Origin of the sequence: Bacillus subtilis subsp. subtilis str. 168 (assembly GCF_000009045.1) — a bacterium.
Taxonomy (GTDB): Bacteria; Bacillota; Bacilli; order Bacillales; family Bacillaceae; genus Bacillus; species Bacillus subtilis.
Map to the genome: position 1 here is coordinate 1,565,739 of NC_000964.3, position 25,704 is coordinate 1,591,442.

Here is a 25,704-nt window from a genome sequence, read left to right on the forward strand (position 1 = left end):
TGACAATCATAGTATGAAAGCGTTAAACTTTCAATGAATCTTCTTCTTTTGAAAGTATGCAAAAATTAAATTTTGACGACAATAGCACTAGACTAAAGGAGGTTAAACGGATGACAAAAATAAAAGATCTGATGACAGCCGACTTGCAATATTGCACGGTATTAGATAATGTATATGAAGCTGCAGTAAAGATGAAGGACGCAAATGTAGGAGCGATACCGGTAGTTGATGAGGACGGGGAAACATTGGTCGGCATCGTAACCGACCGCGATCTCGTATTAAGAGGAATCGCCATCAAAAAACCGAACTCGCAAAAAATCACTGACGCGATGACTGAAAAACCTGTCAGTGTGGAGGAAGATGCTTCAGTCGATGAGGTTCTTCATTTGATGGCATCGCATCAGCTCAGAAGGATACCAGTTACAAAAAATAAAAAACTGACTGGAATTGTCACGCTTGGTGATCTTTCTTTATCTGAGCAAACGAATGAACGTGCCGGCAGCGCCTTATCGGATATTTCCGAAGGGGATAATAGAGAAGAAGGCTTTTTTCATTAACACATAAATCTTTGACATGTTAAATAGGCTGTATTGTAATGGGATGTAAACAAGAGATTGTGAATCGCCACGGGGGTGATAGATTGAAAAATATATTGAGAGCAATGGTTATCCTTTTGATTATCTGCGGAACCTATGTTCTGTTTATTCAATATGGATCTGTTCCTGAAAAGAAATCAAATGACAGCGAGCCTCAGGTGTCGAATGAGGAAGCGCAAAGCGGCAAACGAATACATATGCCGACTTCAGGGTTATTGTCCTTCATGGGCAAGCACGCCGATGAAGTAACGAAAAAGCTTGGGGAACCTGAACGTATTGACCCTTCGGCTTATGATTACGATTGGTGGGTATACAATCAAGGTAAGGATCAATATATCCAAATCGGGGTATTAAACAATAAAGTGGTCACATTATTCGCGTCGGGTAATGATATTAACGCCAAGCCTTTCAAAATTGGAGAATCAACTGGCGAAGTATTCAAGACCACCCAGGTGGCACCATTTGTGAATGTAGAGTATAAAGGAAATTCCTATCGGTTTGAATTTTCTGAAGAAGATATCAATACAAGACCGACTGTAAAGGTAGGAAAGATGTATGTCCAGCTGTATATGGACAAATTTGAGGGGAAGCTATCCAGCATCAGGGCGTTTGATGCGCAGACCTTTGTAAAGCAAAGACCTTATGAGGTAGTGTACCGCGGGGAATTAATTAAACCGAAAGCCGTTTCAGATGAGAAATGGAAAAAGATCCAAACAACGAGCGAAAAGCAAATCCTTGATTTGACGAATGTCATACGCGTTAAACATGGACTTGCGAAGCTTGAGTGGGATCAGCCAACGGCGGAAGTGGCATTTGGGCATAGTGAGGATATGAAGGAAAATAATTATTTCTCCCATGTCTCTAAAAAATACGGCTCGCTGAAAGACCGCTTAGAAGAAGGGCATGTTGATTTTCAGCAAGCGGGAGAAAATATCGCATACAATTATGTGGACGGTCCGGCTGCTGTAGAAGGCTGGCTGAATAGCGAAGGCCATCGAAAAGCGCTTCTGAATTCAGATTATACGCATCTTGGTGTCGGAGTAGACCGGAAATATTACACCCAAAACTTTATTAAGCGATGGTAATGAAAGCCGCGGACGAATGGTTCCCGGCTTTTTCTATTTCCATACAAGCTGGTCTGAATGAATGTGCTGATAGCTTACAGATAAGGCCGTTTCCCATCCCTTCAGTCAGGCTTTTTCACCAGTGTATAGGGATATCGCTAAAAATTCATTTGGGAATGAATATAGGCGAACACAATGCCCGACAAAACGATACATTGTAGTAGGTAACGATTTTCGGAGGGGGTGAGGATTGTGGCGAATCAACATGCCAATCATTCAATCAATGACTTTAAACAATTCGTCAAAAAGCATCCCAAGCTGATAAAAGAAGTGCGCAAAGAACAAAGAAGCTGGCAGGACGTATATGAAAATTGGGTCCTCTTCGGGGAGAGCGACCCGATTTGGGATCCATATCGGGAACCGGAAGAAGCTTCTGAAGCTGTGCCTGAAACACCGCAAAAAAATGATTTTGTCTCGAAAATGGTGACAGCGGTGAAAAAGATGGATGTCAATCAAATGAACGAACAAATCAATAAAATGAGCCAGTCGATCTCATCGTTGCAAAGCCTTCTTAATACATTTTCCGGAAGCGGACAGAAGCATTCTCAGCCAGGCTCTGGACAGCATCCTTTTTCTTTTCGAAAGGATTAAAAAAGGGGAGCTCATATGCGCAAAGAGGTTCAGGAATATATTTTAGCAAACGAAGAACGGAAACGATTCATCAGAGAACAGCCGATATGGTACCGCAGGCTTTCAAGAAAACCGGATGATCTGTCCTCCTTTCAGCTTGAAATGATGAATTTTTATGAAAAAACCATTCCGCATCGGGTGAATCAGTTTACGAACGGGATTCAAATGGCGCAAATGATGATGCAAATGTTTCAAGCGATGCGGACAAAAGATTAAAAGGCCCCGAAGAAGGGTCTTTTTTCATGCGGTCATAAGGTTTTGTTGGCGGCTGCGGTTAAGCATTTTCCAATTGGCTGGTTTCATGGTAAACTAACAACTGGAGGTGCATGTTATGTATGCGACGATGGAATCCGTGCGGCTTCAAAGTGAAGCTCAGCAGCTTGCCGAGATGATTCTGCAGTCGGAGACGGCTGAGAACTACCGCAATTGTTACAAGCGTCTCCAGGAAGATGAAGAGGCAGGTCGGATTATTCGTTCTTTTATCAAAATAAAAGAGCAGTATGAGGATGTACAGCGTTTTGGCAAATATCATCCTGACTATAGAGAAATATCCCGGAAAATGAGGGAGATCAAACGTGAGCTGGACCTGAACGATAAGGTGGCTGACTTCAAGAGAGCTGAAAATGAGCTCCAGTCCATTCTTGATGAGGTCAGCGTTGAGATTGGGACAGCTGTTTCGGAGCATGTGAAAGTTCCGACTGGGAACCCTTATTTTGACGGTTTGTCTTCATGCGGAGGCGGCTGCGGTTCAGGCGGAAGCTGCGGATGTAAAGTGTCCTGACGAGACTGGCCGTCTCGTCTTTTACATATAAGAGAAAACAGGCAGGTGATTGTATTGGAGAATAGGCGCCAGGGCATGGTTGTGTATCTGCACTCCCTAAAGCAGAGCAAAATGCTGAGGAAGTTCGGGAATGTGCACTATGTATCAAAACGATTAAAATATGTCGTACTGTACTGTGATATGGACCAAATTGAAAAAACAATGGACAAGATTGCGTCTTACTCATTTGTGAAAAAAGTGGAGCCTTCTTATAAACCGTTTTTAAAATTGGAATTCGAGTCAAAGCTTGATAAGGCAAAAGAATACGATTATAAAATCGGCATATAGCTATAAAAAAATCCCCGCAGGCATCTGCGGGGTCCTTCTATTCCTTAATATGTTAAGGAGAAGGCAAAGGGAGAGGAGAAACCGGAGGAAGAACTTATGGGGAAACGTAAGTCTTCTCCGCGGTTGGCAACAACATCCTCTAGATGCTGTTGCTTATAGTATGGACAAGGATCATGCTGCCTATACACCTGTTTATCAAGATTAGCGTTCATTGTTTGGAAGAATGCTTTATGTTAAGATAGGATTGATTTTTTTCTATGTACATAGCGGCGTCCGGCCGAATAAAGAAACAAAATAGCTTTTAGAAAAAGTGGTGTGGAACATGAGAGTAATTTCTGGATCAAAAAAAGGCCGTTCACTAAAGGCTGTAGCCGGAACATCAACAAGACCGACAACCGACAAAGTGAAGGAATCCATTTTCAATATGATCGGCCCTTATTTTGACGGGGGCAGGGGACTTGACTTATTCGCAGGGAGCGGAGGTCTTGGAATCGAAGCGCTTTCACGCGGGTTTGAGCATTGTATATTCGTTGACCGTGATTTTAAAGCGATTCAAACGGTAAAATCTAATTTGAAAACGCTGGAGCTTACAAAACATGCACAGGTATACCGCAATGATGCGGAACGTGCTTTGCACGCTGCTGCTAAAAGAGAAACCGGCTTTCGCGGAATTTTTCTCGATCCGCCGTATAAGGAACAAAAGCTGAAAGCACTTTTAACTTTGATTGACGAATATCAAATGCTGGAAGAAGACGGCTTTATCGTCGCTGAGCATGACAGAGAGGTCGAGCTTCCCGAAACCGTAGGAGATCTTGTGATGACAAGAAAAGAAACCTATGGGTTAACAGGTGTAGCGATTTATAAAAAGAGGGGGTAGTGAGGTGGCGAGTATAGCTGTCTGTCCCGGCAGTTTTGATCCTGTGACCTACGGGCATCTGGACATCATCAAACGCGGGGCGCATATTTTTGAACAAGTGTATGTATGTGTGCTGAATAATTCTTCAAAAAAGCCTTTGTTCAGTGTGGAAGAACGGTGTGAGCTTCTGAGAGAAGTCACAAAAGACATTCCGAACATAACAGTTGAAACATCGCAAGGCCTGTTAATTGATTATGCAAAAAGAAAAAATGCGAAAGCGATTTTAAGAGGCTTGAGAGCTGTATCTGATTTTGAATACGAGATGCAGGGGACATCAGTAAACCGGGTGCTTGATGAATCTATTGAGACGTTTTTTATGATGACAAACAATCAATATTCGTTTCTAAGTTCAAGCATCGTAAAAGAAGTGGCAAGATACAACGGCTCGGTATCAGAGTTTGTACCGCCGGAAGTAGAGTTGGCGCTTCAGCAAAAATTCAGACAAGGATGAGGGTTTTGACTCATCCTTTTTTTGTTCCGTTTGTCAGTCTGTAAGAAAAAATGATAATGTACGTAAACAGCGCGCATAGTGTGACAGCAGGTCCGATCTGCACAAGCAGATTCCAGCCGTTTATAAAGGCAGTTGACATGTCACTGCTGTTAAGAGATTTAAATACATACTGATACGGATCATGCCATGCTGTGTAAAGAGGTTTCCATAAAAGCATGACGAAGACAGCGGCATAAACGCCCTGCAGCAAACGTGCGATAAAGAATGGTTTAAATCTAATGTCGGTTTCCGATAAAATACCTGCCACCTGAGCTTGTACGGAAAAGCCGCTAAACCCAAGAATAAAGCTGACGATAATGGCTTTTTGCAGAAGAGAAACATCTGTCTCGCTGACAAGCTTGCTGCCTAATGTAATTTCAAACATCCCTGATAAAAGCGGAATGTCCAATTGAGTCGGAAGCTGAAACAAAGTCAGTGCTCCTTTTGTGAAAACAGACAAAACATCAGTCAGCTGGACCACTGACAACAGCCGATTGAAGACAGAAAATAAAATAATAAAGCCGCCTACCATAAGAAGCGTTTGAACAGAAGACGTCACGGCGTCGCCTAAAATTTTACCTAAGGGCCGTTTTTCTGCAAGTCTGGCGGTATGAAGAGCGTGTAAAGCATCTTTGACTGAAGGGAAAGGTATCGTTTTCTTTCTTCTGAGATGCTGCTCTTCCTTGCGGCCATAGGAGCGCATTGTTAAACCGACGGCAAGATTCCCCAAATAGTGTGCAGAAGCTAATAAAATGCCTAGTGATGCGTTTTGAAAGAAACCGACGGCAACAGCGCCGAAAATAAAGAGCGGGTTTGAAGAATTGGTAAACGACGCGAGCCGTTCTGCCTCTACTCTTGAAATCTGATTTTCCTGCCGCAGACGGGCAGTGAGTTTTGCGCCCGCTGGGTTTCCTGATGCCATTCCCATAGCAAGAACGAAGCCGCCGACACCCGGCACGCGAAAGATCGGCCGCATAAAAGGCTCAAGCAAAACACCGACAAACCGCACAATGCCAAAGCCGATTAAGAGTTCGGACAGAATAAAAAATGGCAGCAATGACGGAAACACAACCTCCCACCACATAGACAGCCCGGTTTTAGAGGCTTCGAATGAGGCCTGTGGATGTGAGATGACAGTCGCTGTTAAAAAAAGAAAAAACGAGGCAATCAAAAGTGTATTAATCTTCGACAAGTTCATTCTTACCTCCCCGATGCTAAAAATGCCCAATGACATGTATATCATGATAAAATAATGTATGATGTAAAACGGCCAAGCAGTACCTGTCCTCTTGATTCTTTGTACTAATATACGAGCATAGGGGTTCAGTTTAGACCATAGAATTCGGTATACAGGGAATTCAGGCAGGAGGTTAACGCTTTGGCCAAACCTAAAATCGGGTTAGCGTTAGGATCGGGAGGGGCCAGAGGGCTTGCTCATCTCGGTGTGCTTTCCAGTTTACATAAGCACCAAATTGAAGTGGATATGATTGCAGGAAGCAGCATGGGCGCTTTGGTGGGCAGTTTTTACGCCGCCGGACATGACGTGGCAACGATGAAAAAAGTAGCCAAAGCCTTTAAACGAAGGCTTTATGCTGATTATACGGTGCCGAAACTCGGTTTTTTAAAAGGTGACCGCGTCAGACAGCTTGTGCATGCTTATACATTCGGAAAACCGATTGAAGAGCTCCAAATCCCGCTGGGCATTGTTGCGTGTGATCTACAGACGGGAGAAAAGATTGTGTTCCGAAAAGGATCAGTGTCAGATGCAGTGAGGGCCAGCATCAGCATCCCGGGTATCTTTATTCCGCAGCGGCTGGACGGACGCCTTCTTGTAGACGGCGCGGTCGTCGATCGAATTCCGGTTTCTGTTGTGAAAGACATGGGAGCTGATATTATCATCGCTTCGGATGTTTCCAGGGTTCGAAAAACTGAAACAGCAGTGCATATTTTTGATGTGATTATGCAAAGTATGGATATACTGCAAAATGAATTAGTGCGGCATCAAACAATTGCCGCAGATATCATGATTCGCCCTTCCCTTGAAACATACAGCTCAAGCTCGTTTGCCAATATTGAAGAAATGATATCGGCAGGCGAAGAGGCGACAAACCGAATGATCAGCAAGATAAGAAAAGAAATAGAGAATTGGGAGGGCTCATAATTTGCTACGTAAAAAACATTTTAGCTGGATGCTCGTCATCCTCATACTGATCGCCGTTTTATCATTTATAAAACTTCCATACTATATTACAAAACCGGGAGAAGCGACAGAGCTTGCTTCATTGATAAAAGTGGAGGGAGGCTACCCGGAAAAAGGAAGTCTGTCCTTAATGACTGTTAAAGTGGGACCGGCTAATCCATTTACATATGTGTGGGCAAAGATGCACCCTTATTATGAAATTGTTCCTGATGAGAGCATTAAGGAGGAAGGCGAATCAGATAAGGAGTATATGAAAAGACAGCTCCAAATGATGAAAAGCTCGCAAGAAAATGCGGTTATAGCCGCCTATCAAAAGGCAGGAAAAAAAGTCAGCTATTCCTTTAACGGCATATACGCAAGCTCAGTTGTAGAAAACATGCCGGCAAAAGGGAAAATAGAAGTCGGTGATAAAATCATCAGCGCAGACGGCAAAAACTATCAGTCTGCTGAAAAGCTGATTGATTATATCAGCAGCAAAAAAGCGGGAGATAAAGTCACGTTAAAGATCGAAAGAGAAGAAAAAGAAAAGCGTGTCACCCTTACGTTAAAACAATTTCCTGATGAGCCGGATCGGGCAGGAATCGGAGTTTCGCTTTATACAGACAGAAACGTGAAGGTAGAGCCTGATATTGATTTTGAAATCGAAAATATTGGCGGCCCGTCAGCAGGGTTAATGATGTCCCTTGAAATCTATAATCAGCTGACAAAACCAGACGAAACAAAAGGCTACGATATTGCGGGAACAGGTACGATTGATGTTGACGGAAAAGTAGGCCCGATCGGCGGCATTGATCAAAAAGTCGTCGCCGCAGACAAAGCCGGAAAAGACATTTTCTTCGCGCCAAATCAAAACGGCGCCAGCAATTCCGATTATAAGAACGCAGTAAAAACAGCAAAAGATATTGATTCAAATATGAAGATTGTGCCTGTTGATACCATGCAGGATGCGATTGATTATTTGAATAAGCTGAAAGCGAAAAGCACCTGATTCTCAGGTGCTTTTTCTATACATTTAAAAAGTGTTGTTCATCTTCGTCATATCGAATCGGTGCATGTCCGTATTCCTGTAGGTCAAACTCAGTTCTCAGCGGCTCTTCTATCGGCAGGCTGTAAATCCTGCTTGCTTTTACGTCCAGATCGAGAGCTGGATGGGAGAAAGAGGACAGTTTGCTGACAAGCGGAACAGACAGTGCTTTTTTCTTTTCGGATAAATAAGCCTGTCCTTTTTTCGTCATGCCGAGAAGCCTGATATACGGCGCCTTATCGTTGTCAAGCAGCTTTTGCATATCCTGTTTTTTTGTTCTGGTTAAAATGTGTGTATTCATCCGCTGGAGCCTTGTCCACGTATAGCGTTTTGTTTTCAGCAGTTCCATAAATTCCTGATAGGAGCTGGATTTTCTGATCGAACGAATAATTCTGTGCTCTAAACCTTCCTCCACCTCGTATACTTGCTGTAATTCCCGTGCCGTTACAGTTGAAAGGCTGTATTTTAAGTAAGAAAAGTAGCTTTCAGGTGTATGCCACAATCCGAAAGATTTGCGGTAAGCTGCTAATTCACGTGCAGATGCAGCAGGGAGAAAACGAAGGCAGGCTTCGAGATTCTGGCCAATCATCGCTTTTCTAATGCTTGTGGCACTTGCTATATGGTTTTCGCCTTCAGGGAGATCGGCATCATGATAGTCCGAAGAGATTCGTGCCGTAGTATAAGGTTTCATAGGATATCCCCCGGTTAGAATCGAGGTCACATACTGGTATCCCAAAATGTTATTTGGTTTTGACAAGTCAAGTGCACTTTCAGTATGCAAAATGGAGCTGAAGGCGATAGCCGCCGCTGCTGGGTAACTGGCCCCCTTTTTAAGTTCTTCTTTAATTCGGTCATTCAATATATGTTTATGCTCATCAATAAGCTGTGCTGTTTCTAAAAAAGGCTTGATATCCCCATTTTCACTCCCGAAAAACAGCGCCTCACATTCAAGTTCGTTCAGGATGGAAACACTGCCGCGTGCAAAAATGTCTGCTTTTTGCACGGCATAAAGATAAGGCAGCTCAATGACAAGATCAACTCCGCTTTGCAGCGCCATTTTTGTTCGGGCCCATTTTGATACAACAGCGGGTTCCCCGCGCTGTAAAAAATGTCCGCTCATGACCGCGACAGCCGTGTCACATCCGGTTTGCAGCTTTGCTGTTTGGGCATGATAAAGGTGACCGTTATGAAAGGGATTATATTCAACCACCAATCCGACAGCTTTCATATTTTTTCCGCCTTTCTTGCTATGTTTAAAAACGTATGGTACATTTGCAAATGAAAACTCTTACGCCTTATTTTTGTTTTAAGTGTATGCATAGCATATTCCGCTGTCAACGATACTTCAATGGCAGCATTATGCTGTAAAGAAAAAATATTGACAAAAACAATCTTAAAAGCTATAATCATGTTTGTTGCTTTCCTGAGGTGATACAAATGAAATGGACGATTTATCAGCTGCATCAAATGCCAAAACAAAGTTTTGAGTTTGATGAAACAGTTGAGTTAAATGAGCTGACAAAGCTGAATTCTGACATTCGCCGCATTTCTCCCGTTCGGGTGAAGGGCAGAGCGGATATCAAATCCAAACAGGTTTCGTTTGATTTTACAATTTCAGGCGAAATGCTTTTGCCATGCTCAAGAACACTCGTTGATGTTCCGTATCCATTTGAAATTTCAACAAAAGAACTGTTTATATTTCATCACACGGATGATATAGAAGATGATGACGTTCACATTGTTGAGGACGATACTATCGACATAACTCCGATCGTGAAAGAAGAAATTCTTTTAGAAATCCCTATGCAAATCTTTTGTGAATCTGAACAAGAAAAAGGAGCTGCTCCTCAAGAAGGAAAGGATTGGCAAGTCATTTCGGAAGAAGACAAGAAGAATCAAGTTGATCCGAGACTTGCAGCCCTTGAAAAGCTCTTAAAACAAGATGATGAATCTTAACTCTTTAAGGAGGTGGGAATAATGGCTGTACCTTTTAGAAGAACTTCTAAAATGAAGAAAAGATTGCGCCGTACACATTTCAAACTTAATGTACCTGGTATGACAGAATGTCCGTCATGCGGAGAGATGAAGTTGTCTCACCGTGTATGCAAAGCATGCGGATCATACAACGGCAAAGACATAAATGTAAAAAGTAACTAATGAGAAAAGCGCAGGGTGAAAGCCCTGCGCTTTTTCTTTTTCTCTTCCTGTCAGCTTGCGGAAAATTTGTGAGTGCAAATAGTCTATCTAATCTATTACCGGCATATGTATGAGATAAATAAGCTGACATGGAGGGAGATTGAATTTGACCATTACAAGACAAGATGCTTGGACTCAGGATGAGGATTTGCTGCTGGCAGAAGTGGTGCTTCGTCATATTCGAGAGGGAGGAACACAGCTTTCAGCCTTTGAGGAGGTTGGAAGGGCGCTGACCAGAACCGCGGCAGCCTGTGGTTTCAGGTGGAACTCGTATGTGAGAAAACAATACCAGTCAGGTATAGAGCTTGCAAAAAAGCAAAGGAAAGAACTGAGAAAGCAAATCGGCGTTCATTCGGTCAATATGCCGAATTCCATGAAGCAGACTGCCTCGGCATCGTCAGAAGGAAAACGAGATTTGTCCATTCAGGATGTCATTCAATTTCTCGAACAATTCAAAGAAACACCGTCTGCACAAGAATTTCAGCTTGAAAGGGAAAAATTGAAGGAGCAAATCCAATCGCTGCAAAAAGAGCTTGAGGATTTGCGGAGTGAAAATCAGACATTGCGGAATCAGCTAGAGATGACAGAAGAGGATTACAAGGCACTGATCGATATCATGGATCGGGCCAGAAAAATGGTTGTTTCGAAGGAAGACGGAAGAATGAAAAAAGCGGCTCAAGAAACGTAAAGAAACGCCTGAAATGAACCGGCCCTATAGTAAGAATAGGCCGGTTGTTTTGATTTCTATGCAGACTCTCCCGGTGTCATTTCGCGATCCATATCAGGATGCCAGATGAGCGGGTTTTCCCCTTTGTCCCGCGCCATATCATACTTAACAGTTTTAAAGTTCATTTTGTTCCAAAATTCCGCTGATTTCATTCTCGGATTTGTCCGGATCGGCATTTTGAATGATTTTGCAAATTCAACCAAGGCTCTCCCGTATCCCCTGTTCTGGTAGCCCGGAAGAACCTCAAGCTTCCACAGCTCCAAATAATCCTGGCGGTTGTCAAAATAGGGATTCGATTTGCCGTTAACTTGATACAGACTCATTCGTGCTACAAGTTTATCGCCAAAATAAATCCCGTAAAAAGGCGAGGTGCTGTCATTTTCAATAATATTATCCTGAAGTTCTTCAAGCATTGAAAGCTCCTGAATGCCGTATTCTTTGAATTTCTTGAATTCTTCCAGCGTTTTATAGTTGATAAGCAGACGTTCTACCTTTGTCAAACAAATCTCCCCCTTTGTTGTTTCTACATATATTGTAAACGCTTTATTTAAAAAATCCAAATATTTAAACTTTAATTTTAAGCACATGGGATCTTTGAGAAGTAATTTCTTCTTACTTCTGCTATGATAATACGTAAATGCTAAATTGGGTGTGACATCATGAAAATTGGAATTATCGGCGGAGGCTCCGTTGGTCTTTTATGCGCCTATTATTTGTCACTTTATCACGACGTGACTGTTGTGACGAGGCGGCAAGAACAGGCTGCGGCCATTCAGTCTGAAGGAATCCGGCTTTATAAAGGCGGGGAGGAATTCAGGGCTGATTGCAGTGCGGACACGAGTATCAATTCGGACTTTGACCTGCTTGTCGTGACAGTGAAGCAGCATCAGCTTCAATCTGTTTTTTCGTCGCTTGAACGAATCGGGAAGACGAATATATTATTTTTGCAAAACGGCATGGGGCATATCCACGACCTAAAAGACTGGCACGTTGGCCATTCCATTTATGTTGGAATCGTTGAGCACGGAGCTGTAAGAAAATCGGATACAGCTGTTGATCATACAGGCCTAGGTGCGATAAAATGGAGCGCGTTCGACGATGCTGAACCAGACCGGCTGAACATCTTGTTTCAGCATAACCATTCGGATTTTCCGATTTATTATGAGACGGATTGGTACCGTCTGCTGACGGGCAAGCTGATTGTAAATGCGTGTATTAATCCTTTAACTGCGTTATTGCAAGTGAAAAATGGAGAACTGCTGACAACGCCAGCTTATCTGGCTTTTATGAAGCTGGTATTTCAGGAGGCATGCCGCATTTTAAAACTTGAAAATGAAGAAAAGGCTTGGGAGCGGGTTCAGGCCGTTTGTGGGCAAACGAAAGAGAATCGTTCATCAATGCTGGTTGACGTCATTGGAGGCCGGCAGACGGAAGCTGACGCCATTATCGGATACTTATTGAAGGAAGCAAGTCTTCAAGGTCTTGATGCCGTCCACCTAGAGTTTTTATATGGCAGCATCAAAGCATTGGAGCGAAATACAAACAAAGTCTTTTGAGCTTTTTCGGTAACATGCTATACTCATTTCGGATCACTAACTATTTATTGGAGAAAGGAAGTTCTAGAAGATGCAGCTAACTGAACTTTCCATCAAAAATCAGAATGTGTTTGTACAGCACTATATAGATGGCAAAGAAGAAATGTCTTCTTTTTTTGATTACAGTATTCATCATAAGGACATGTGGCGCGAAAGACTGGAAGACTTATCTTCCCGGTTTTTCGCAAGAGAGGAATTGGCGGCGTACTTAACCTCTTACCATAATAAATTCGGTTCAAGTGCGATGCAGTCTGCTATTGAGAAGCTGAAGGACCCGTCAAGTGCCGCTGTAGTCGGCGGACAGCAGGCAGGACTTTTAACAGGACCGCTTTACACCATACATAAAATCATTTCAATCATTGTTTTAGCAAAGCAACAAGAAAAGGAACTGCAAGTGCCTGTCATACCAATCTTCTGGGTGGCTGGAGAAGACCACGATTTGGATGAGATTAATTTTGTTCACACATCTGAAGAGAATGGGCCTGTGAAAAAAAAGCTGCCTCAGTCTTATTGGAAGAAATCATCAGCAGCGAGTACATCGCTTGATCAGGAAAAGTGTGCCGCGTGGATAGATGATGTTTTTGCCGCTTTTGAAGAAACAGACCATACGAATACACTTCTCGACAATGTGAAACGATGTTTAAGGGAATCTGTTACGTTTACTGACTTCTTTGAACTGCTGATCGCGGATTTGTTCCAAGAAGAGGGCTTAGTTTTATTAAATTCTGGGGATCCGGGGATTAAAAAGCTGGAAACGGCCATGTTCCAAAAGATTCTTCGAGAAAATGATGAACTCGCCCGGGCTGTATCAGATCAGCAGGCCTTCATGCGTCAAGCAGGCTACAAACCGATTATCGAGTCCGGAAAAGAGCAGGCGAATCTGTTTTATGAATACGAAGATGAGCGTTTTTTAATTGAAAAAGATAACGGCCGATTTGTCATCAAAGAGCTTGATCTAGGATGGACGAGGGATGAACTTCATACACATATGGAAGAACATCCAGAGCGTTTCAGCAACAATGTTGTAACGAGACCGTTAATGCAGGAATTTCTCATTCCGACTTTAGCATTTATTGCAGGGCCTGGGGAAATCAATTATTGGGGCGAGCTCAAACAGGCATTTGCGGTGATGGGCTTCAAAATGCCTCCTGTCATGCCAAGGCTGAACATTACGATACTTGAGCGGCATATTGAGAAAAAACTGGCTGAACGGAATATCTCATTACAAGACGCGATTGAGCGCGGAACGGAGAATCAAAGAGAGACATACTTCGAGCGCCAGATTCCGGAAGAGTTTACGGCGGTGATGGATCAGGCGAAAAGCCAAATTGAAGCGATTCACAAAACGGTCCGGCAGGAGGCGTTAAAGGTTGATCAAAGCTTGGAACCTTTACTTCTGAAAAATGCCGCTTTTATTCAGGATCAGCTTCAATTCTTAGAGCGCACGGTGATGAAGCGAATTGAAGAAAAAGAAGGCTACGTCTTGAAGGATTATGAAAGAATTCAAAATAGCATTAAGCCGCTTCTTGCGCCGCAAGAACGGATTTGGAATATCATGTATTATTTGAACAGGTACGGTCCAAAATTCTTCACGACATTCAAGAATCTGCCATTTTCTTTTCAAAATCAACATCAAGTTGTCAAACTTTGAAATAAAGTTTTAAAGAACCCTGACTAGTTCAGGGTTTTTTTTTATGGGTAAACAGTGTAAAATGAAGTTGTGGAGCGAAGTGGTGAATAGTGGTGAGTTAAGGAGAGAAAGTGGGGCAAGAGATCATGTTTATGGGTGAATATCAGCATACCATCGATGCGAAAGGCCGCATGATCGTACCCGCTAAATTCAGAGAAGGCCTAGGTGAGCAATTTGTGCTGACTAGAGGACTTGACCAATGTCTCTTCGGCTACCCTATGCACGAATGGAAACAAATTGAAGAAAAACTAAAAGCTCTTCCTCTCACAAAGAAAGATGCCCGCGCGTTTACCCGTTTCTTCTTTTCAGGGGCGACTGAATGCGAACTGGATAAGCAAGGCAGGGTAAATATCGCATCATCTCTATTGAATTACGCCAAACTGGAAAAAGAATGTGTTGTTATCGGGGTTTCTAATCGAATTGAATTGTGGAGTAAAGTAATTTGGGAACAATACACAGAAGAGCAAGAAGATTCATTTGCTGAAATTGCTGAAAACATGATTGGGTTTGATATATAATGATTCTTCGTGTATAACACTCTAAAAACAATTTCAATTCATCCTGATAAAAGGTGGGACCAACACAATATGTTTCAACACAAGACAGTACTTCTTCGTGAAACCGTAGACGGACTTAATATTAAACCAGACGGTACATATGTAGACTGCACACTCGGCGGAGCTGGGCATAGTACATACTTATTGCAGCAGTTATCCGAGAAGGGGCGTTTAATCGCTTTTGACCAAGATGATACGGCATTACAGCATGCTAAAGAAGTGTTGTCCGATTATAAAGGACAGCTCATTCTGATTAAAAGCAATTTCAGGTATTTAAAAGAATATTTGAATGAACAAGGCGTTACAGAAGTAGACGGCATTTTATTTGATTTAGGGGTGTCCTCTCCGCAGCTGGATACACCGGAGCGCGGATTCAGTTACCATCATGACGCACCGTTGGACATGAGGATGGACCAGTCGGCTACGCTTTCGGCGAAAGAAGTCGTTAATGAGTGGCGCTATGAGGATCTCGTCCGTATTTTCTTTAAATACGGAGAAGAGAAGTTCAGTAAACAGATCGCCAGAAAAATTGAGGAGGCAAGAATGAAGTCTCCTATTCAAACTACGGGCCAACTGGTCGATCTAATAAAAGACGCGATTCCCGCTCCAGCGAGAAGGAGCGGGGGACATCCCGCTAAACGCGTGTTTCAGGCAATCAGAATTGCCGTAAACGATGAACTTAGGGTGTTTGAAGAAGCTTTGGAGCAGGCAATTGAGGTTCTGAAGCCAGGGGGCAGGGTATCGGTCATTACCTTCCACTCGCTAGAAGACAGAATTTGCAAAACCACTTTTAAAGAAAAGTCGTCGCTTCCGGAACTTCCTCCGGGACTTCCTGTTATACCGGAAGAGTTTGAACCGGAGCTGAAGCTCATCACACGAAAACCGATTACGGCATCTCAAGAAGAGCTTGAAGAGAACAACCGGGCTCGTTCTGCCAAGCTTCGGATTGCTGAAAAAAGAAAATAACGAAACGCGAACGCAAAATTAAAAGGAGGTCATCAGCCTATGAGCAATTTAGCTTACCAACCAGAGAAACAGCAGCGGCATGCGATCAGTCCTGAGAAAAAAGTGATTGTCAAGAAAAGGGCTTCCATTACTCTCGGAGAAAAAGTGCTTCTTGTCCTCTTTGCTGCGGCGGTGCTCAGCGTATCGCTTTTGATCGTATCGAAGGCGTATGCGGCATATCAAACCAATATTGAGGTGCAAAAGCTTGAGGAGCAAATTTCATCCGAAAATAAGCAAATTGGTGACCTCGAAAAAAGCGTTGCTGATTTAAGCAAACCGCAGCGCATTATGGACATTGCGAAAAAGAACGGCTTGAATTTAAAAGATAAAAAAGTGAAAAACATACAGGAATGATTCAAATGCCAAAAAAGAATAAATTTATGAATAGAGGAGCAGCGATTCTAAGTATTTGTTTCGCTCTCTTTTTCTTTGTCATCCTGGGGAGAATGGCATATATTCAAATAACCGGAAAAGCGAACGGCGAAGTGCTTGCGACAAAAGCGACAGAGCAGCATGAAAAGAAACGGACCATCGAAGCGAGCCGCGGCTCGATTTTAGACCGAAAAGGAAAAGTCATTGCAGAGGACACAGCGACGTATAAACTGATTGCGATTCTCGATAAAAAAATGACCACTGATGTCAAGCATCCTCAGCATGTTGTAAACAAAGAAAAAACGGCGGAAGCATTGTCTAAAGTGATAAACTTGGACAAGGCCGACATCCTTGATATCTTAAATAAAGATGCAAAACAAGTCGAGTTTGGCTCAGCTGGCCGGGATATTACGTATTCACAAAAGCAAAAAATCGAAAAAATGAAACTCCCGGGCATTTCATTTTTACGGGATACAAAACGCTACTATCCAAACGGAGTATTTGCATCTAATCTAATCGGCTATGCCGAGGTTGATGAAGAAACAAATGAAATTTCCGGCGCGATGGGATTAGAAAAAGTGCTGGATAAGTATTTGAAGGAGCGGGACGGATATGTGACATATGAAAGCGACAAATCCGGCTGGGAGCTCCCGAACAGCAAAAATAAAATTACAGCGCCAAAAAATGGTGACAATGTATATTTAACCATTGACCAGAAAATTCAAACCTTTTTGGAAGACAGCATGACAAAAGTGGCGCAAAAGTATAATCCGAAAAAAATCATGGCCGCAGTCGTTGATCCGAAAACGGGCAAAGTCCTTGCCATGGGACAGCGCCCAAGCTTTGATCCGAACAAGCGCGATGTGACAAACTACTATAATGATTTGATTTCATATGCGTATGAACCCGGGTCCACGATGAAGATCTTTACACTCGCTGCTGCGATGCAGGAAAACGTGTTTAATGCGAACGAAAAATATAAATCAGGGACATTTGAAGTTGGCGGAGCACCTGTTAAGGATCACAATAACGGTGTAGGCTGGGGTCCGACAACATATCATGACGGCGTCCTAAGGTCGTCGAATGTCGCTTTTGCGAAACTGGCGAAAGAAAAGCTGGGATATGACCGCCTCAATCAATATTTGCACAAATTCAATTTTTACCAGAAAACAGGTATTGATTTGCCAGGAGAAGTCTCCAGCAAAATCAACTTTAAATATGAATTTGATAAGGCGTCAACTGCATATGGCCAAGCGTCTGCGGTCACACCAATTCAGCAGATTCAGGCCGCAACGGCAATTGCAAATGACGGTAAAATGATGAAACCTTATGTCATTGACCATATCGTTGACCCTGATAAAGATAAAACTATTTATCAAAATAAGCCGGAATCAGCCGGAACTCCAATTTCTGCAAGTACTGCGAAAAAGGTGCGGGATATATTAGGAGAAGTCGTTACATCGAAGATCGGAACAGGGCAAGCTTATAAAATCGAAGGTTTTGATGTTGCCGGGAAAACAGGTACTGCGCAAATAGCCGGTAAAGGCGGATATTTAGACGGCACAGATAACTATATCTTTTCGTTTATGGGTATGGCGCCAAAAGATGATCCTGAGCTTTTAATTTATGTTGCTGTACAGCAGCCGCAACTAAAAGCAGGACAAAGCAGTTCAGATCCAGTATCAGAAATCTTCAATCCAACAATGAAAAATAGCCTGCACTACCTAAACATCGAACCAACTGAAAAATCTGACTCAGATAAGGAAGAAACAAAAGCGCAGACAATGCCTGATTTAACAGATCAAACGGTAGCTGCTGCTCAAAAGAAAGCAAAAGAGGAGAATCTCACACCAATTGTCATCGGCAGTGATGTCGCTGTAAAAGAACAGTATCCGAAAGCGGATGAGGAAGTTCTCACCAATCAAAAGGTCTTCCTGAAAACGGGCGGCAAAATCAAAATGCCTGATATGACAGGCTGGTCGAGAAGAGAGGTTCTGCAGTACGGCGAGCTCGCGGGAATTCATATTGAAGTAAGCGGACAAGGCTACGCTGTCAGCCAAAGTGTTAAGAAAGACAAAGAAATCAAAGACAAAACCGTAATCAAGGTTAAGTTTAAAAATCCTGATTAAAAAGAAAGCCGTCGTTATGCAGGCTTTCTTTTTTTATGCCTTCAGAGGAGCATCGTTCTACCTGTCCAAATTCAGGCATAAAATGAAACAAGCCTAAATAAGGAGTGAACGGTCTCTTGCGCGTCTCGAATGTAACGGTTAGAAAACGTTTATTATTTGTTTTGCTTTTTGGCGTGATCGTGTTTCTGATCATTGATACAAGGCTGGGGTATGTTCAGTTTGTGATGGGCGAAAAACTGACTTCGCTAGCGAAAGATTCCTGGAGCCGGAACTTGCCGTTTGAGCCGGAGAGAGGCGAGATTCTGGATCGGAATGGTGTGAAGCTCGCAACAAATAAAAGTGCGCCGACCGTATTCGTCGTGCCGCGCCAAGTTCAGAATCCGATGAAAACGAGCAAGCAGCTTGCGGCGGTGCTCAATATGTCAGAAGAAAAAGTATATAAACATGTGACAAAAAAAGCGTCAATCGAAAAGATCACTCCTGAAGGGAGAAAAATTTCAAATGAGAAGGCGAAAGAAATCAAAGCGCTTGATTTAAAAGGTGTGTATGTTGCGGAGGACAGTATCCGTCATTACCCGTTCGGCAGCTTTTTATCTCATGTGCTTGGATTTGCAGGAATTGACAACCAAGGGCTCCTTGGACTTGAAGCCTATTACGACGATGATTTAAAAGGGGAAAAAGGTTCTGTTAAGTTTTATACAGATGCCAAGGGGAAGAAGATGCCTGATGAAGCGGATGACTATACGCCGCCTAAGGATGGGCTTGATATGAAGCTGACAGTTGATTCAAAGGTTCAGACGATAATGGAAAGAGAGCTTGATAACGCTGAGGCCAAATATCATCCGGACGGCATGATTGCCGTAGCCATGAATCCGAAAAACGGAGAAATTTTGGGGATGTCTAGCAGGCCTGACTTCGACCCTGCTGATTACCAATCTGTTGATCCGTCCGTCTACAATCGAAATCTGCCAGTATGGAGCACGTATGAACCGGGATCTACCTTTAAAATTATTACACTTGCAGCAGCCCTTGAAGAGCAAAAAGTAAATTTGAAACGGGATCAATTTTATGATAAAGGGCATGCTGAAGTGGACGGAGCGAGACTGCGGTGCTGGAAAAGAGGCGGGCACGGGCTGCAGACGTATCTGGAAGTTGTGCAGAACTCCTGCAACCCGGGGTTTGTTGAATTAGGCGAGCGCTTAGGAAAGGAAAAGCTTTTCAAATATATCAAAGACTTTGGTTTTGGACAAAAAACGGGGATTGATCTCCAAGGCGAGGGAACAGGCATCTTATTCCCGCTTGAGAGAGTGGGCCCGGTGGAGCAAGCAACTACGGCTTTCGGACAGGGAGTATCCGTCACGCCGATTCAGCAGGTTGCAGCAGTATCCGCCGCTGTAAACGGAGGAACGCTCTATACACCTTATATTGCAAAGGAATGGATCGATCCTGTTACGAAGAAAACGGTCAAAAAACAATCACCAATCGCAAAGAAACAAGTCATTTCTGAGGAAACATCCAAACAAATCCGCTATGCTCTAGAAAGCGTCGTCGCAGAAGGAACCGGCCGCAATGCATTTGTAGAAGGATATCGTGTCGGAGGAAAAACGGGAACTGCACAAAAGGTTAAAGATGGAAAATATCTTGAAAACAACCATATTGTATCATTTATCGGTTTCGCGCCAGCAGATGATCCGAGTCTAGTCGTCTACGTTGCGGTGGATAACCCGAAAGGCACGATTCAGTTTGGCGGAACGGTGGCAGCGCCTATTGTCGGAAATATTATGAGAGACAGTCTGCCGGAACTTGGTGTGAAGCCCCGGAAAAATCAAATCGAGAAAAAATACCAATGGAACGACACAAAAACAATAGAAGTTCCGAATGTTGTAGGGATGTCTGTCTCAGATCTTGAGTCACTATTGGTGAATCTCAATGTGGATGCTTCCGGGAAAGGGAGCAAAATCGTTAAACAATCGCCAGCTGCCGGAACGAAAGTAAAAGAAGGCTCAAAGATACGCGTGTATTTGACTGAAGAAGATGAAAAGGAGGCAGCCGATTGATTCGGGCTGCCTATTCTTTTATTGCAGAAAAAATGCTGATATCTTTCAAGATTAGCTGGATGTATCCTTTTATTTACGCTAAAATATGAACTGTATGCTTAAAATCATTACCACATCATTTGATGTGACTTCAATGATAAAAAGAACGAATTAGAATGTTGAGAGGTTTGATACGATGAAACTTACAAAGCTGCTTACATACTTAACAACCGAACCTTCTGTAAACGACTCACAAGACCCTGAAATAACTTCAATTGAGATGGACTCCAGGGAAGTAAAGAAAGGGAGTCTTTTTGTATGTGTAAAAGGGTATACGGTGGATGGCCACGATTTTGCGCAAAAAGCAGTAGAAAACGGTGCAGCGGCTATTGTGGCAGAAAGAGAGGTCGATGTGAATGTTCCTGTTATTATTGTCCGGCAGTCACTTCGCGCGCTCAGCGTTTTGTCTGATGCGTTTTACGGACAGCCGACGAAGAAGCTTCAGCTGATTGGGATAACAGGGACAAACGGCAAAACATCAACGACCCACATGGTCGATGAGATTCTGAAAAAAGCGGGAAAACGCACAGGCTTGATCGGTACAATGTACATGAAAATCGGAGACGAAACACTTCCTGTTAAAAACACGACTCCGGAAAGCGTCACGCTGCAGAAAACGTTTAAGAAAATGAATGACAAGCACGTTGACACTGCAATCATGGAGGTTTCTTCCCACGCTTTGTCTTTAGGACGCGTCCATGGCTGTGATTATGATATTGCCGTGTTTACGAATTTAACACAGGACCATCTGGACTATCATAAAACGATGGATGAGTACCGGCATGCAAAAAGCTTGCTCTTTTCCCAACTTGGCGGGGCTTTCAACCATGAACATCCAAAGCGTGCCGTCCTGAATGCTGACGATGAGGCGAGCGCTTATTTTGAAAAGGTAACAGCTGCGCATATCTCTACATACGGAATTAAAAACGATGCTGATGTGATGGCGAAGAACATCAGTATCACTGCACAGGGCACAAGCTTTGATCTCGTGACAAACAAAGGCACGAAGCACATCACGATGTCTCTCGTCGGACAATTTAATGTGTATAACGTGCTGGCCGCTGTTGCGACATGTATTGCAGCAGGCATACCGTTTGAAATCATCACTGAGGCTGTTGAAGAATTGCATGGTGTAAGAGGCCGTTTTGAATTGGTCAATCAGCAGCAGGAGTTTCCTGTCATTGTAGACTACGCGCACACACCGGACAGCCTTGAAAATGTGCTGGAGACATGCAGAGACATGACGGAAGGAAAGCTATTTGTCGTTGTCGGCTGCGGAGGAGACAGAGATAAGACGAAGCGCCCGAAAATGGCTAAAATTGCTGTGGAGCTGGCTGACGAGCCGATTTTCACGTCAGATAACCCGAGAAGCGAAGATCCTCGCGCGATTTTAAGAGATATGGAAGCCGGAGTAGAGAACGCATACTATCACAGTATTGCAAACCGCGAGCAGGCGATCTTTTTCGCAATTGCCAATGCCAAAAAAGGCGACGTTGTCCTCATTGCCGGAAAAGGACATGAAACCTATCAGCAGATCGGAAATGAAACTTTCGATTTTGATGATGCTGAAGTAGCGGCGAGAGCCATTGTTGAACTCAATAAGAATAAGACGAATTCATAGGAAAGAGATGTTACTGAATAATGGAGCTTGAAAAGATTTTTCATATGGAAAAAAATCATGAATATGATAACTACGTATGTCGTTTGAAAGAAACAGGAGGAGAAAAGGACAATGCTTGAGCAAGTCATTCTGTTTACAATTTTAATGGGGTTTTTAATTAGTGTTCTGCTCTCTCCGATTCTTATTCCGTTTTTAAGAAGATTAAAATTCGGCCAGAGTATTAGAGAAGAAGGACCGAAATCACATCAGAAAAAATCAGGGACACCGACAATGGGCGGGGTCATGATCATACTTTCTATCATAGTGACAACAATTGTTATGACACAGAAGTTTTCAGAAATAAGCCCCGAAATGGTGCTGCTTCTGTTTGTTACGCTAGGCTACGGTTTGCTTGGCTTTTTAGATGATTACATCAAGGTTGTCATGAAGCGCAATCTTGGATTGACATCAAAGCAAAAGCTGATCGGACAAATTATTATTGCGGTTGTATTTTACGCCGTGTATCATTACTACAATTTTGCGACGGATATTCGCATTCCTGGAACTGACTTATCATTTGATCTTGGCTGGGCTTACTTTATCCTTGTGCTCTTTATGCTAGTCGGCGGATCAAACGCAGTTAACCTGACTGACGGCCTTGACGGGTTATTATCCGGTACTGCGGCGATTGCCTTTGGCGCCTTTGCCATTCTGGCATGGAATCAGTCTCAATATGACGTAGCGATTTTCTCAGTTGCCGTTGTCGGTGCAGTTCTGGGCTTCCTTGTATTTAATGCTCATCCGGCCAAAGTTTTTATGGGAGATACGGGATCGCTTGCATTGGGAGGAGCCATCGTTACCATTGCCATTTTAACGAAATTAGAGATCCTGCTGGTTATCATCGGCGGTGTATTCGTTATCGAGACATTATCCGTTATTTTGCAGGTCATCAGCTTTAAAACGACAGGTAAACGAATCTTTAAAATGAGTCCGCTTCATCACCATTATGAGCTTGTCGGCTGGTCTGAATGGAGAGTAGTCGTGACGTTTTGGGCTGCGGGACTTTTGCTTGCCGTTTTAGGAATTTACATCGAGGTGTGGTTATAAGTGGAAAATGATCAATTTTTACAGAAACAGCATTTTTTAATCCTTGGGCTTGCGAAAAGCGGATATGCGGCGGCCTCCATTCTTCATGAAAAAGGCATTTATGTTGCAGTCAATGATCAAAAGCCTTTTGAAGAAAATGAACCGGCACAAAAGCTTTCTGAAAAAGGAATCGAAGTTGTTTGCGGAGAGCATCCAGTTTCTCTGTTCGATCAGCATCAAATCACGATTCTGATCAAAAACCCGGGAATTCCTTATGAAAATATCATGGTTCAGGAAGCAGAGAAACGAGGTATTCCGGTTTGGACGGAAATTGAGCTCGCTTACTACCTGACCAGCGCCAAGTTTATCGGGATTACCGGATCGAACGGTAAAACGACCACGACAACGCTAATTTACGAAATGCTCAAGGCTGACTCGCAAAAAGCACTGATTGCCGGAAACATCGGCACAGTCGCAAGTGAGGTTGCCTATCATGCTGATGGAGATGAATGGATCGTTACCGAACTGTCTTCGTTTCAGCTGATGGGAACACACGCTTTCAGACCGGAAATCAGCCTGATTTTAAATGTATTTGACGCCCATCTGGATTATCACCATACGCGCGAAAACTATGAAAAAGCGAAACAGAAAGTGTACCTTCATCAGACTGCTTCAGATAAAGCTATTGTCAACCAGGATGATGAAACCGTCGTGCGTCTTGCTGAAGCCGGAAAAGCCGAAATCGTCCCATTTTCAGTCAGCAAAACGCTTGAACAGGGCGCATATGTAAAAGACAGTATGATTATGTTTAACGGCGAAGCCATTCTTCCTCTGGAAGAGGTTGTACTGCCCGGTGCTCATAACCTGGAGAACATTTTAGCAGCTATTGCAGTTGTGAAAACGGCAGGAGCATCCAATGAGGCGGTTAAAAAGGTGCTGACAAGCTTTACTGGTGTGAAGCACCGCCTCCAATATGTCACAACTGTGAATGGCCGCAAATTTTATAACGACAGTAAAGCAACAAACATTCTGGCGACAAGCAAGGCGCTTTCAGCTTTTGATAAGCCGGTCATTCTGCTTGCGGGCGGACTGGATCGCGGAAATGGTTTTGATGACTTGAAACCTTATATGAAGCATGTCAAAGCAGTGCTTACATTTGGCCAGACGGCGCCAAAACTCGAGAAACTCGGCAATGAACTGGGAATACAACATGTCAAACGTGTCGATAATGTTGAACAAGCAGTATCTGCGGCGTTTGCGCTCTCAAATGAAGGAGATGTCATCCTGCTGTCACCCGCGTGTGCGAGCTGGGATCAATTCAAAACATTTGAAGAACGCGGTGACATGTTTATAGATGCCGTGCATATGCTTAAGTAAGGGCTTGTCTTGAAGTAAATCGGCAGCCCTAATGACTTTAAGCTTGGGGTGTCGATTGCTTTGACTACTAAAAAAACATCGCCTGATTTGTTATTGGTCATCATTACGTTATTATTATTAACAATCGGATTAATTATGGTGTACAGTGCGAGTGCGGTATGGGCGGATTATAAATTTGACGACTCATTCTTTTTCGCGAAACGGCAGCTTTTGTTTGCGGGAATCGGCGTCATTGCTATGTTTTTTATCATGAATGTTGATTATTGGACTTGGAGGACATGGTCCAAATTGCTGATGGTTATCTGCTTTTTCCTTCTGGTGCTTGTTTTGATACCGGGCGTCGGAATGGTGCGGAACGGTTCAAGAAGCTGGATCGGAGTCGGAGCATTCAGCATACAGCCTTCAGAGTTTATGAAGCTTGCGATGATTGCATTCCTTGCTAAATTTCTCTCTGAAAAACAAAAAAACATCACATCGTTCAGACGGGGGTTCGTCCCTGCACTTGGCATCGTGTTTTCAGCATTTTTGATTATCATGTGCCAGCCTGACCTCGGAACGGGGACAGTTATGGTCGGAACTTGTATTGTCATGATTTTTGTAGCCGGCGCACGGATCGCCCATTTCGTCTTTCTCGGGCTGATCGGCCTCAGCGGATTTGTCGGGCTCGTACTATCGGCTCCATATCGGATAAAGCGGATTACCTCATACTTAAATCCATGGGAAGACCCGCTCGGAAGCGGATTTCAGATCATTCAATCGCTTTATGCAGTGGGGCCCGGCGGGTTGTTCGGAATGGGGCTCGGACAAAGCAGACAGAAGTTCTTTTATCTGCCTGAGCCGCAAACAGACTTTATTTTCGCCATCTTGTCAGAGGAGCTGGGCTTTATCGGGGGAACACTTATTTTGCTCCTCTTCAGCGTCCTGCTGTGGAGAGGAATCAGAATTGCGCTTGGTGCGCCTGATCTGTACGGAAGCTTTGTCGCAGTCGGCATTATTTCAATGATTGCCATTCAAGTCATGATAAATATCGGCGTAGTCACGGGCCTGATTCCTGTAACAGGCATCACGCTCCCGTTTCTGAGCTACGGAGGCTCTTCATTGACTCTAATGCTGATGGCAGTTGGTGTGCTGCTGAATGTAAGCCGCTACTCGAGGTATTAACGAATGTATTTCCAAGCCTCCTGTC

General features: G+C 43.4%; 28 protein-coding genes and 1 other RNA gene. 25 read left to right on the forward strand and 4 right to left on the reverse strand.

Annotation, left to right across the window (positions count from 1 at the left end):
• Positions 1 to 110: 110 nt before the first annotated feature.
• The 9 genes from ylbB (at position 111) to coaD (ending at position 4,825) form a co-directional block, all read left to right on the forward strand.
• Complete coding sequence (gene ylbB / locus BSU_14950; protein NP_389378.2) at positions 111 to 557, forward strand: putative enzyme; 447 nt, start codon at positions 111 to 113, stop codon at positions 555 to 557.
• A gap of 83 nt (positions 558 to 640) precedes the next feature.
• Entirely contained in the window at positions 641 to 1,681 is a 1,041-nt protein-coding gene (gene ylbC, locus BSU_14960; protein ID NP_389379.1) for a hypothetical protein, read from the forward strand.
• Between the two features lie 231 nt (positions 1,682 to 1,912).
• Complete coding sequence (gene ylbD, locus BSU_14970) at positions 1,913 to 2,311, forward strand: sporulation-related protein (coat) (RefSeq protein ID NP_389380.1); 399 nt, start codon at positions 1,913 to 1,915, stop codon at positions 2,309 to 2,311.
• A 15-nt stretch (positions 2,312 to 2,326) separates the two neighbouring features.
• Positions 2,327 to 2,566, forward strand: a complete 240-nt coding sequence (gene ylbE, locus BSU_14980; protein ID NP_389381.1) for a hypothetical protein — start codon at positions 2,327 to 2,329, stop codon at positions 2,564 to 2,566.
• Between the two features lie 115 nt (positions 2,567 to 2,681).
• Positions 2,682 to 3,131, forward strand: a complete 450-nt coding sequence (gene ricF, locus BSU_14990) for a subunit of a sporulation, competence and biofilm formation regulatory complex controlling RNase Y (RicAFT complex / FAD / two [4Fe-4S]2+) (protein ID NP_389382.1) — start codon at positions 2,682 to 2,684, stop codon at positions 3,129 to 3,131.
• A gap of 54 nt (positions 3,132 to 3,185) precedes the next feature.
• Entirely contained in the window at positions 3,186 to 3,458 is a 273-nt protein-coding gene (gene ylbG, locus BSU_15000; protein ID NP_389383.1) for a hypothetical protein, read from the forward strand.
• A gap of 2 nt (positions 3,459 to 3,460) precedes the next feature.
• Positions 3,461 to 3,581, forward strand: an RNA gene (csfG, locus tag BSU_misc_RNA_23) — sporulation-specific regulatory RNA.
• A 199-nt stretch (positions 3,582 to 3,780) separates the two neighbouring features.
• The gene (rsmD, locus tag BSU_15010; RefSeq protein NP_389384.2) at positions 3,781 to 4,335 is read left to right on the forward strand and encodes a 16S rRNA m2G966 methyltransferase; all 555 of its coding nucleotides are present in this window, start codon (positions 3,781 to 3,783) and stop codon (positions 4,333 to 4,335) included.
• Between the two features lie 4 nt (positions 4,336 to 4,339).
• Entirely contained in the window at positions 4,340 to 4,825 is a 486-nt protein-coding gene (gene coaD, locus BSU_15020; RefSeq protein NP_389385.1) for a phosphopantetheine adenylyltransferase, read from the forward strand.
• 10 nt (positions 4,826 to 4,835) lie between these two features.
• Here coaD and spoVV read toward each other — a convergent pair whose 3' ends face one another.
• Positions 4,836 to 6,062 carry a dipicolinic acid transporter (to the spore) gene (spoVV, locus tag BSU_15030; protein ID NP_389386.1) on the reverse strand — a complete coding sequence of 409 codons (1,227 nt, stop codon included), beginning with the start codon at positions 6,060 to 6,062 and terminating at the stop codon, positions 4,836 to 4,838.
• A gap of 180 nt (positions 6,063 to 6,242) precedes the next feature.
• Between spoVV and ylbK the strand changes: the two genes are divergently transcribed.
• Both ylbK and ylbL read left to right on the forward strand, forming a co-directional pair.
• Positions 6,243 to 7,025: a putative hydrolase gene (gene ylbK / locus BSU_15040; protein ID NP_389387.1), complete on the forward strand. Its 783-nt coding sequence runs from the start codon at positions 6,243 to 6,245 to the stop codon at positions 7,023 to 7,025.
• Position 7,026: 1 nt separating this feature from the next.
• Positions 7,027 to 8,052 (forward strand): putative degradative enzyme, encoded by a 1,026-nt coding sequence (ylbL, locus tag BSU_15050; RefSeq protein ID NP_389388.2) that lies wholly within the window; start codon positions 7,027 to 7,029, stop codon positions 8,050 to 8,052.
• Positions 8,053 to 8,068: 16 nt separating this feature from the next.
• Here the strand turns inward: ylbL and ylbM are convergent, their stop codons facing one another.
• Positions 8,069 to 9,316: a putative component of the degradosome gene (gene ylbM, locus BSU_15060; protein NP_389389.1), complete on the reverse strand. Its 1,248-nt coding sequence runs from the start codon at positions 9,314 to 9,316 to the stop codon at positions 8,069 to 8,071.
• Positions 9,313 to 9,498 carry a conserved protein,of unknown function gene (gene ylzH / locus BSU_15069; protein YP_003097727.1) on the reverse strand — a complete coding sequence of 62 codons (186 nt, stop codon included), beginning with the start codon at positions 9,496 to 9,498 and terminating at the stop codon, positions 9,313 to 9,315. The genes ylbM and ylzH overlap by 4 nt, the downstream gene beginning before the upstream one ends.
• 27 nt (positions 9,499 to 9,525) lie before the next feature.
• On the opposite strand from ylzH, the gene ylbN reads away from it, so the two are divergent.
• From ylbN to gerR, 3 genes are all read left to right on the forward strand, one after another.
• Positions 9,526 to 10,044: a hypothetical protein gene (ylbN, locus tag BSU_15070; RefSeq protein ID NP_389390.1), complete on the forward strand. Its 519-nt coding sequence runs from the start codon at positions 9,526 to 9,528 to the stop codon at positions 10,042 to 10,044.
• Positions 10,045 to 10,065: 21 nt separating this feature from the next.
• Positions 10,066 to 10,245 (forward strand): ribosomal protein L32, encoded by a 180-nt coding sequence (gene rpmF, locus BSU_15080; RefSeq protein NP_389391.1) that lies wholly within the window; start codon positions 10,066 to 10,068, stop codon positions 10,243 to 10,245.
• A 145-nt stretch (positions 10,246 to 10,390) separates the two neighbouring features.
• Positions 10,391 to 10,972 (forward strand): DNA-binding regulator, encoded by a 582-nt coding sequence (gerR, locus tag BSU_15090; RefSeq protein NP_389392.1) that lies wholly within the window; start codon positions 10,391 to 10,393, stop codon positions 10,970 to 10,972.
• Positions 10,973 to 11,028: 56 nt separating this feature from the next.
• On the opposite strand, the gene ylbP is transcribed toward gerR, so the two are convergent.
• Positions 11,029 to 11,511, reverse strand: coding sequence for a putative acetyltransferase (ylbP, locus tag BSU_15100; RefSeq protein ID NP_389393.2), 483 nt, complete (start codon positions 11,509 to 11,511; stop codon positions 11,029 to 11,031).
• A 159-nt stretch (positions 11,512 to 11,670) separates the two neighbouring features.
• Between ylbP and panE the strand changes: the two genes are divergently transcribed.
• The 11 genes from panE (at position 11,671) to spoVE (ending at position 25,679) form a co-directional block, all read left to right on the forward strand.
• A complete protein-coding gene (panE, locus tag BSU_15110) occupies positions 11,671 to 12,567 on the forward strand; it encodes a 2-dehydropantoate 2-reductase (protein ID NP_389394.1) in 897 nt (298 codons plus the stop codon).
• A gap of 70 nt (positions 12,568 to 12,637) precedes the next feature.
• A complete protein-coding gene (gene bshC / locus BSU_15120) occupies positions 12,638 to 14,257 on the forward strand; it encodes a malate glucosamine cysteine ligase (RefSeq protein NP_389395.2) in 1,620 nt (539 codons plus the stop codon).
• 125 nt (positions 14,258 to 14,382) lie between these two features.
• Positions 14,383 to 14,814, forward strand: a complete 432-nt coding sequence (mraZ, locus tag BSU_15130; RefSeq protein NP_389396.1) for an inhibitor of RsmH and transcriptional regulator — start codon at positions 14,383 to 14,385, stop codon at positions 14,812 to 14,814.
• A gap of 69 nt (positions 14,815 to 14,883) precedes the next feature.
• Positions 14,884 to 15,819 (forward strand): 16S rRNA m4C1402 methyltransferase, encoded by a 936-nt coding sequence (rsmH, locus tag BSU_15140; protein NP_389397.1) that lies wholly within the window; start codon positions 14,884 to 14,886, stop codon positions 15,817 to 15,819.
• 39 nt (positions 15,820 to 15,858) lie between these two features.
• Positions 15,859 to 16,212, forward strand: a complete 354-nt coding sequence (gene ftsL, locus BSU_15150) for a cell-division protein (RefSeq protein NP_389398.1) — start codon at positions 15,859 to 15,861, stop codon at positions 16,210 to 16,212.
• Positions 16,209 to 18,359 carry a penicillin-binding protein 2B gene (gene pbpB / locus BSU_15160; RefSeq protein NP_389399.2) on the forward strand — a complete coding sequence of 717 codons (2,151 nt, stop codon included), beginning with the start codon at positions 16,209 to 16,211 and terminating at the stop codon, positions 18,357 to 18,359. Before ftsL ends, pbpB begins: the two co-directional genes overlap by 4 nt.
• A 116-nt stretch (positions 18,360 to 18,475) precedes the next feature.
• Positions 18,476 to 20,416 carry a transpeptidase penicillin-binding protein gene (spoVD, locus tag BSU_15170; protein NP_389400.2) on the forward strand — a complete coding sequence of 647 codons (1,941 nt, stop codon included), beginning with the start codon at positions 18,476 to 18,478 and terminating at the stop codon, positions 20,414 to 20,416.
• 175 nt (positions 20,417 to 20,591) lie between these two features.
• Positions 20,592 to 22,076, forward strand: a complete 1,485-nt coding sequence (gene murE / locus BSU_15180; RefSeq protein NP_389401.1) for a UDP-N-acetylmuramoylalanyl-D-glutamate-2, 6-diaminopimelate ligase — start codon at positions 20,592 to 20,594, stop codon at positions 22,074 to 22,076.
• Positions 22,077 to 22,187: 111 nt separating this feature from the next.
• A complete protein-coding gene (gene mraY / locus BSU_15190; protein ID NP_389402.2) occupies positions 22,188 to 23,162 on the forward strand; it encodes a phospho-N-acetylmuramoyl-pentapeptide undecaprenyl phosphate (C55P) transferase in 975 nt (324 codons plus the stop codon).
• Complete coding sequence (gene murD / locus BSU_15200; RefSeq protein NP_389403.1) at positions 23,163 to 24,518, forward strand: UDP-N-acetylmuramoylalanyl-D-glutamate ligase; 1,356 nt, start codon at positions 23,163 to 23,165, stop codon at positions 24,516 to 24,518.
• Between the two features lie 60 nt (positions 24,519 to 24,578).
• Positions 24,579 to 25,679 (forward strand): factor for spore cortex peptidoglycan synthesis (stage V sporulation), encoded by a 1,101-nt coding sequence (gene spoVE, locus BSU_15210; RefSeq protein ID NP_389404.1) that lies wholly within the window; start codon positions 24,579 to 24,581, stop codon positions 25,677 to 25,679.
• The last annotated feature ends 25 nt before the right edge of the window (positions 25,680 to 25,704 follow it).